The organism is Clostridium vitabionis (genome assembly GCF_015351765.1).
Taxonomy (GTDB): domain Bacteria; phylum Bacillota; class Clostridia; order Lachnospirales; family Lachnospiraceae; genus Clostridium_R; species Clostridium_R vitabionis.
In genome coordinates, this window is sequence record NZ_JADKQA010000006.1 from 40,611 (window position 1) to 49,418 (window position 8,808).

General features: G+C 57.1%; 6 protein-coding genes. All 6 read left to right on the plus strand.

Features of this window, described 5'->3' with window-relative positions; genetic code table 11:
* Nucleotides 1-15: 15 nt before the first annotated feature.
* Nucleotides 16-2,796, plus strand: a complete 2,781-nt coding sequence (locus ISF27_RS11335) for a potassium transporter KefB (protein ID WP_194611603.1) — start codon at nt 16-18, stop codon at nt 2,794-2,796.
* A gap of 48 nt (nt 2,797-2,844) precedes the next feature.
* Nucleotides 2,845-3,498 carry a D-sedoheptulose-7-phosphate isomerase gene (locus ISF27_RS11340; protein ID WP_194611604.1) on the plus strand — a complete coding sequence of 218 codons (654 nt, stop codon included), beginning with the start codon at nt 2,845-2,847 and terminating at the stop codon, nt 3,496-3,498.
* The gene (locus tag ISF27_RS11345) at nt 3,495-5,117 is read left to right on the plus strand and encodes a hypothetical protein (protein WP_207727440.1); all 1,623 of its coding nucleotides are present in this window, start codon (nt 3,495-3,497) and stop codon (nt 5,115-5,117) included. Before ISF27_RS11340 ends, ISF27_RS11345 begins: the two co-directional genes overlap by 4 nt.
* Before the next feature lie 215 nt (nt 5,118-5,332).
* A complete protein-coding gene (gene thrH / locus ISF27_RS11350) occupies nt 5,333-5,938 on the plus strand; it encodes a bifunctional phosphoserine phosphatase/homoserine phosphotransferase ThrH (protein WP_194611606.1) in 606 nt (201 codons plus the stop codon).
* A gap of 395 nt (nt 5,939-6,333) precedes the next feature.
* Complete coding sequence (locus tag ISF27_RS11355) at nt 6,334-6,651, plus strand: hypothetical protein (RefSeq protein ID WP_194611607.1); 318 nt, start codon at nt 6,334-6,336, stop codon at nt 6,649-6,651.
* 328 nt (nt 6,652-6,979) lie between these two features.
* On the plus strand, nt 6,980-8,808 hold a 1,829-nt coding region (locus ISF27_RS11360; RefSeq protein WP_207727441.1), incomplete at its 3' end, for a collagen-binding domain-containing protein.

Consider the following 8,808-nt stretch of genomic DNA (forward strand, 5'->3'; position numbering starts at 1 on the left):
GGGGATGTTGATTCGATGATGAGAGATAGGGATAATCGGCAGAATCGAAGATCGAGGGCAGCCGGGGGACGGGGATTTTCCGCCCTCCTGGCTGTCCTCGTCCTTTTTTCGGTGATTCTTCCCTGTCTCGTGCTGTTCACCGGTTCCGGGCCGCTCGCTGATCGCTTCGCCTACGGGCGGAATCCCGCGATGTTCGCCGAGATCGGCGTCTGGGTCATCCTCCTTGCCGGGATCATCTTCCTGGGAAAATGCCCCGGCCGCCAGCTTCTGGCTTTTCTGTTTTTTGCGCTTGCCGTGCTCTGGCTGCACGTCGTCTTTCTCCCGGCGGCGGTTTCCGCGCTTTATCTCGCGGGAATCCTGCTGATCGGGCGCATGGTTCGTAAAATCTTCCGCTGCACGGCCGAGGCGGGCACAGCTGTCCGAGAACATGCTCCGTCGGATACGGACGCCCCGGAACCGGTCTCGTCAGGGACGGATGCCCCAGAACCGGTCTCGTCAGGGACGGATGCCCCGGAGCTGGCCGCGTCAGGGACGGATGCCCCGGAGCTGGCCGCGGCGGATTTTCTCCTCGGCTCCTGCCTTTTTGTGATCGTGGTCTGTGTGATGTCCCTGCTTCATCTCGGGACGATCCGCAAGGTGCAGGCGGCGGCCGCGGTGCTGATGGGGATTTCCGGCGTATGGTGGCTGTGGGTGGCCGCGGCCGGAGGAACGCTCCGGAGAACCTGGCGGAGAATCCGGGAAGCGCTGGAGGTGCCGGTACGGACAGGCCGGCGCAGAGCTGCCTCTGTCTCGCCGGCGCAGGAGGTTTCTGCTGGCGCGCCGCGCCGCGGGCGCGCAGACGGCAGCAGCCGCCGCGCCCTCGCCGGGATCGCGTTTTGCCTGGTGATCTTCCTCATCCAGGCGGCGCGGATGAACCGGGGGCAGGATTACGATTCCCTCTGGTACGGCCTGCGCTCTGCCTACATCCTGACGGTCGGCGGCGGAATCTATGACGACCCCGGCATGATCGGGATGGTCTATGTCTATTCCAAGGGATTCGAGGTGCTGACCCTGCCGCTCGCGGGGCTGTCTTCCTATGCGTATCTCTTTTTCTTCAATCTGTGGCTGACGGTTTTCGGGATTCTGATGGCGGTCCGGCTTGCTGCCCGCTTCATGGGCAGGACAGCCGCCTGCTTCGCGGGGATTCTCTGCGCCTCCGTGCCGGCGATCGTCAACATGGGCATCACGGCGAAGGCGGACACCATCACCTGGCTGGTGGAGCTGATGATGGCGGACTTCTTCTTTGCGGGGCTTGAAGCGTCCGAGGCGGAAGCCTGCGGGCACCGGCCGGCCGCGCCCGTGGCTTTAAGGCGTCCCGCGAATCCCGACGCCCGCAGGGCCTGCGGGCACCGGCAGCGCTTCTTCTATCTCATGGCCATCGGCGCCTACCTCTTCTCCCTGACGCTCAAGCCGACAGCGCTCGTCTTCTCCACGGCGGTTTTCGGCATGATGGGGCTCTGGCTGATCTTCACCAGGCGTCTTCCGCTCCGCGCGCTGCTCAGCCGCCTGGATATGCTGGCGCTCCCCCTGCTCGCCCTGGCCGGCATCTGGGGGAGAACCTGGAAGCTCACGGGCATGCCGGTAATGTCGGTATTTACCACAATATTTGAAAAGCTCGGATTCCAGACAAAATATCCGTTTATCTCCACCGCGGTGCCGACGAATTACCGGGAGGAAAATCCGGTGCTGATGCTGCTCAGGCGGCTTTTCGGCATCCTTCTTGCGCCGCTCGGGAAGGACATGGCTCATGTGCGCATCGCCTGGGGAACCTCGCTCATGTTTCTCGCGATCGTCTTTCTCGCGGTGTATTTTCCCGCGCGGTCCGCGCTGCGGGGAAGCGCCGGGAATGCCCGGCGGCAGGCCGGAACTGCCGGCCAAAGCGCTGGCACCTCCCGGCGGCAGGCCGGAACTGCCGGCCAAAGCGCTGGCACCTCCCGGCGGCAGGCCGTTCGGCGGGACGCAAAATTCTCCGCCGCGGCGGCGATCCTGCTTCCCTTCGCCCTGGTGAACCTGGTGAGCCTCGCGCTGCTGTACCAGGTGGACGGCAACTATTTTCTTCTGTTCATCACGGCGGTGATCCTCGTCTTCTGCGGGGCGCTGGACCGGCTGGGCGGGAGCATTTTCCGGCAGGCAAGGCTCACCATGATCCCGCTCATCCTGCTGAACGTGCTTTTCGTCACCGTCACCAGCTGGTCGGGCAGCGACGGATTTTCCCGGATCCACCCGGCCAACAAGGGCAGGATCAATGACCGCGCGCTGGTCAGGGAACGGTTTACCCACTATGGCTGCGAGGCGGTCTACAACACGCTGGCGTCGGACCGGAACAACCGGGTGCTCGCCTTCGCCTATCACCCGCACTGCCTGGAGATTCCGTGCATCATCCAGTCCTACAAGGAGCTCTACTATCCCTGGGGCGACGACGCCATCACGGAGACGCCGGAATCCCTGACGAGATACATGCGTTACGCGAAGATCCGCTATGTCTGGGCGGAGGCGACCTTTATGGGCAATACCCAGTATCCCTGGGGCTATGGCCTGTTCCGCGATCTCATCCGGAACGGCACGCTCAAGCTGGAATTCCTGGAAAATGGCAACGCGCTATTTTCCCTCACCCCCGAGGGGGAGCCGGTTCCGGCGGCGGAGGCGGGGGAAAATCTCCGGAAATTCGACGAGGTTTATGCCCGCACGGACACGACGGACTGGCTCGAGAAGACCTGGGTCGCGGTTATGGAGAATTATGAGGGGGAGTTCCGCTGACAGGAGTGGAATGGCATTTCCCCGTGTGCTTGCAGAAAGGAGTGTCAAATGACAGAAAAAGGACATCACTACATTCAAATGCTGGGCGAGCGGTATCTGAAGCTCGCGCCGGTCCTCCCGGATGTGGAGAAGGTGTACACGGTGCTGGAGGAGACCTACGCGAAGGGCGGGAAGCTGATGATCGCCGGCAACGGCGGGAGCTGCGCGGATTCGGAGCACATCGTCGGCGAGCTGATGAAGAGCTTTATCCTTCCGAGGAAGATCGCCCCGGAGCTTCGGGATAAGCTGTGCCGTATCAGCCCAAAGCTCGGTGAGGCGCTGGGAAATGCGCTCCAGCAGGGCCTCCCGGCGATCGCCCTGACGGGGCATAACGGGCTGACGACCGCCTACGCCAACGACTGCAACCCGGAATTTGTCTACGCCCAGCAGCTGCTGGGGTTCGGGAAGCGGGGGGACTGCTTCCTCGGCATCACGACCTCGGGCAATTCCCAAAATGTGCTTGCCGCGGCGGTCACGGCGAAGGCGATGGGCATCCGCGTCATCGGGCTCCTCGGCCGGGACGGCGGTGCCATGCTCCCGCTCTGCGATGCCGCTGTGGTGGTGCCGGAGACGGAGACCTTCAAGATCCAGGAGCTGCACCTGCCGGTGTACCATGCGCTCTGCCTTGAACTGGAAGACCACTTCTTCGGGAATCCGCGATGATGACGGGGAGAAAGAAGCTCTGGTTTCTGCCGGTCCTTCTGGGCTTCCTGTTCTGCCTGCGATATGTCAGTCTCGCCACGCTCAACGTGGCGACGTCAGACTATATCCGGCTGATCATCGCCTACCTTCCGGATGTGGATAACCCGGCGAAATTTTTCGTGCCGGACATCCTGACCAGGGCGCCGCTGACCTACATTTTCCGGCTGGTCAATGTAAAATGGTTCGGCTACAACACACAGTTCGATGTCTTCCTCTGTGTTGCGAGCCTCGCGCTCGGCGGCCTGGCGTTTGCCTGGTGGGCGTGGCGAAGAGACCTGCCGGCGCACTGGTACCTGGCGGTCCTGCTCGTCTGGTTTGGCCTGAACAAGTGGGAAATGCTGGACAATGGGACAGGCTGGGTCTGCATCCTGTCCCTGTCCGGATTTCTCTTCAGCTATGCCCTGCTCGATATGACTGGCCGGGCGCCCGCGGGGGAGGCCGGCCGCACGCTTTCCGGGGAGACGCAGAAGACTCCCGGGACGCCCGGCCGGACCGCCCGGCAGGCGCTCGCAGGAGTGGTGGAAACGCAGAAGCCTCCGGGGGCGCCCGGCAGGCGGCTCCGCCGCCTCGCGGCGTGGTTCCCGCTGATCCTCACCTGCACGGTCACCGGTGTCTACTGTGCGGCTTACATCGCGGTCTACGTGCTGATCTGTCTGATCCTGATCGCGGAGGAGCTCCGGAAGGGGCGCGGGGCGGCCGCGTCCCGGCGCTCGGCCGCATCCCGGCGGGGAATGTCCGGGGATTCCCGGGAGCTTCTTCCCGCAAGCAGGGCCCGGATCCGCACCTGGCGGAACGGGTCGGTGATCGCGGTCATTTCCCTGGGGCTCTTCGTCCTCTGCAACCACTTTGCCGTCTGGGAATATTCCGATGCCTATGAGGGGAGCGTGACCAGCCTTTTCGTCCGGGATCCACTGTTCTTTGTGCGGTTCCTGGTGAAGGCATTTGCCTCCGATGTGGTCGACCGGGAGCGGCTGGAGGCCTTCGTCTCCCGCCATGCGGTTCATGGCGGGCAGGCGGTGATGGCGCTGGGCGTTCTGGTGATCTTCCTTTATCTCTGGGCACTTTGGATGAATCTTTCTCATGCCCTGTGGCGGCAGAGTGTTCTGCCGCTCGCCCTGATCCTCTACAGCGGGCTGAGCCACCTGCTGATCCTGGTCTCCCGGACACGTTTCCTGGATGACCATTACGGCATGTCCTCACGCTATGCGATCCAGTACGAAATGGGCATCATCGGCATCCTCCTGACCTTTGCCTTCCTGCTCGCGGGCAGACGGACGGAGCGGGGAAAATCCCGGAAGAGGAAGCCCGAGCCGCGCCCGGCGAGGATGACCCTGCTCCGGCTGTTCTGCGCGGCGGCCTGCCTCCTGATCCTGGCGGGAAGCCTTTACACGACGGTGCAGGAGTACCAGTTCGGGCATTACCGGAAGGAATTCCTGGAAAAATCCCGGGAAGTGGCGCTGAATTACCGGTCTGCGCCGGATGCGGAGATCAAGGAATACCTGCAGAAGGACGCCGCGCACTCGCGGCAGGCGATGGAGATTCTGGAGGAAAATCATCTGAATGTGTTCCGCGGGCGCTGAACGCGGCATCAGGGAAATTCCGGCAGGGGCGGGATCCCCGCGGGCGCCGGGGAACATGATGAGAGCGGCCATGCGGCAGGCGCAGCCCACCTTGCGGCGGAAGAAATTGCGCGGTGCGGTGGACAGTGCCCCGGGCGCTGTGATAAAATCGGCAGGAAATGTTTCAACGGATAACATCACCATTTGTGCAGAACTAATGCGGGAGGAACTGACCCATGTATGTGACCTGTCTTGATATGGAAGGCGTGCTGGTTCCGGAGATCTGGATTGCATTCTCCAAAGCCAGCGGGATCCCGGAGCTCCGGAGAACCACACGGGATGAGCCGGATTACAATAAGCTGATGCACTGGCGGCTGGACATTCTCCGGGAACACGGCCTCGGCCTTAAGGAAATCCAGGATACCATCGCCACCATCGATCCGATGCCGGGGGCGCGGGAATTCCTTGACGAGCTCCGGACATTCACGCAGGTCATCATCATCTCGGACACGTTCACGGAATTCGCGAAGCCGCTGATGAAGAAGCTGGGCTGGCCGACGCTGTTCTGCAATTCCCTGGTTGTGGGCGATGACGGCATGATCAAGGATTTCAAGATGCGTGTGGACCACTCCAAGCTCTCCACCGTGAAGGCGCTCCAGTCGATCGGCTTCGACACGATCGCCGCCGGTGACAGCTACAACGATCTGGAAATGATCCGCGCGAGCAGATATGGCTTCCTGTTCAAGAGCACGGAGCAGATCAAGAAGGACAATCCGGATATCCCGGCATTCGAGGATTTTCCGGAATTCCTGGAGGCGATCCGGAACGCCACGGAACACTGAGCCGGGGTGGAGTGGGGAGATACCGACAGTGACGAAACACCATGGGCGAGGCAGAGAGCGCGGAGGAGGTTCCGGGTTTTCTGCCTCGCTTTTTTATGCAGAGCACTTAACAAGCGCGAGCCCAGCGGGCGAAGCGCGAGTTTAGTGCGAGCTATGCGAATTTGCTTAGTGAGAACAAGCGTGAGCGCAGTTCGAACTTAGCAAATTTGCTTATGCAGAGCACTTAACAATAACCAGCCACTTAACGAGGACAAGCGAAAGCGCAGTCCGAGTTTAGTGGAGTGGCTATCCGCGAAGCGGGGCGCGAGCTATGCGAATTTGCTGCTTTTGGAAAAGTGGAAAGCATCTTGCCATTATAACGCTATACTGCTATAAACTTCAGTAAGGAAGCACGCATGAATCATCAGGCATTCATCGAAAAACTTAAAAAGGACGGAAAGTCTATGCCGACCCACATGGCGTTTTCTAAAGAGCTTATCGTTTTGCACAGCGATCCGGAGAAAACAATGCGTGTACACATATCCCAGAAATACGCTGCATTCGCTGGGGTGCTTCATGATGATCTTCCGAAAAAGACGGAAGAGCTGGCCGATGCTGAACTCCATTGTTCTTTTACAGGTTCCCGCAAACCATGCGGGTTTGCGGGATATAATCTAATCAATAAACTTCTGAAGTCAGGAGGTGGTGTTTCTGGAAGAATTCCAAAATGGTAAGAAATGTAAAATTCAACAAAAAGCTATATGAAATCCGTGAAAAATTATGTGATGATTTGTGCAATTTGTTTATTTACAGTGGGATATTAGGAATGTAATATTATGTAAGTGAAAATATCCATAATTTTGATTCACAACACCGAGATAATAATATTTCGAACAGAATGAGTTATTTTGTAAACTTTCGGGAATAATAGCGATTACTGTTCAAATTATGACTGAAAAGTGGGGAAGAAAAAGGCTGTTTTTATGCCATGAGAGGTCGTTAATTGGGGCTTTGGATCGTGGAAGCCAACGTTTTTGAACGATTTGCAGAGGGGGAAATGTCATGAACAAACATTTTGCGCGGAGAATGAAAAAGGGTTTTGTGGCACTGCTATTAGCCACATTGCTGGTATCGTCTGATGGGATATCGTGGATACTGGGATGTTCTCTGCCGGATGGCCTGGCCATCAGATCTTTTGGGGACGCTTATGAAAATGGTGAAATTGCGACTCCGGCTTCGCTCTCAGAATTGGAGAATCGCGAGGGGCAGAGCTGGCAGGCCAAGTCTTCGGAATACCGGTACGAAGATAACGAAGTATCGATTTGGGTTACTGCGGAGAAAAATGCCCTTCCGGATGACGCGAAGTTTGTTGTGACTCCGGTGACCAAAAACTCTAAGGATTTTAATTACGATGCGTATCTTACCGCTTACCAGGAGAGCTTCGGAGATGGTACAGATATAGATGACGCGGCGAATACGGATGAAGACAAAGCGTTTTTCTATGATATGCGGTTCCTCACAAAAGAGATTGGTGCGGACGGTAAGCCGACCGGAAAGGAAATCGAAGTTGAACCGGCGGAGGGAACGGTAACGGTAACGGTCACCCTCGCAAAGAAGGCAGAGAAACAGGAAGGCGTAGAACTGGAAGATGATATCCATCCTGGCAATAGTTCTGCGCAGGCTGCAGAAGCACTGAGTGTTACTCACCTTCCGCTGAAATCTGAGGTCAAAAGTAAGAACGGCGGGATGACCGCTGGCGCGGAGATCACGGCTCAGGATATTCTTGTTCAGCCGATGGAAGATAAAATCATCTCGCAGACCGAGACGAGCGTACAATTTAAAGCAGATGAGTTTTCAGTGTATGCTCTTCGTGTGATGCCCGCAGAAAATAATGCATCGCAGGCAACATCTGGTTCAAGCAGCAAAATGTTAACACCGCAGAGCGTCCTCGGAACAGCGATGAATTATGGGATTGTCGCCAATAAATTTTACCTTCTTGGGGGGAGAGATGCGGAAACGAATGTTGCTGCGAAAGTAGGAACATGTGGAACTCAGACGGGAAATACCGAGAAAACAAACGGCCAAGCACAGACGTTTATGATTGGCTGCGTGGAAAATACATTTTTAATCAAAGGAAAGAAAAATACTATAATAAAATGTCCGAAAGATCAAAAGGATAATTTTCAGGCAAAGGAAAGTGTAGAGTTCACTTTTCAGTATGAAGACCAAAATACAATCAATGGTATGATTGACCAGATGATTACGTCTGCGTCAGAACAAATTTCTACCGATAATGTGCAGTATGAGAAACTCGAATACGGGCCTTATGATCAAAAATATCACTTGGATTTGAGGAGTAAGCCAGCCGGCACATATTATGTCAATCTTATTATCGAAAACCCGGCACCTTATCAAGTTCAACCAATGGGGGAAGACGAGAAGCTGATTATCTCGAAAAATGATGATCAGGCGGTGGTACTGGTAGATTCTTCAGAAACAGTGACACTTCATAAGTTCAAGGTGATGGATAAGGGATCGGATAGCCTAACTGACAAAGATGGATATTCAGTAGCTAAAGGAATCTTCTTCTGTCTTCCGAATTCGACAACCGTCAATATTGATGGAGGCATTGTCGGAACTGTTCTTGCACCGAAAGCAACGGTAAACGTTAATCGCACTAGTGCTGGCCATTTGGTCGCCAACATTGTGAATATTATGGATGGCGAATGGCATAACATTGACCAGGAGAAGCCTAACGCTCCTGAAGAAAAGCCAACGCCGGGAGCGCCGACAGATGCAACGCCGGGAGCGCCGACAGATGCAACGCCGGGAGCGCCGACAGATGCAACGCCGGGAGCGCCGACAGATGCAACGCCGGGAGCGCCGACAGA

Coding starts and splice junctions, on each gene's coding strand:
- ISF27_RS11355 (WP_194611607.1), top strand. CDS start 6,334: ATGAATCATCAGGCATTCATCGAAAAACTTAAAAAGGACGGAAAGTCT.
- ISF27_RS11340 (WP_194611604.1), top strand. CDS start 2,845: ATGACAGAAAAAGGACATCACTACATTCAAATGCTGGGCGAGCGGTAT.
- thrH (WP_194611606.1), top strand. CDS start 5,333: ATGTATGTGACCTGTCTTGATATGGAAGGCGTGCTGGTTCCGGAGATC.
- ISF27_RS11345 (WP_207727440.1), top strand. CDS start 3,495: ATGATGACGGGGAGAAAGAAGCTCTGGTTTCTGCCGGTCCTTCTGGGC.
- ISF27_RS11335 (WP_194611603.1), top strand. CDS start 16: ATGATGAGAGATAGGGATAATCGGCAGAATCGAAGATCGAGGGCAGCC.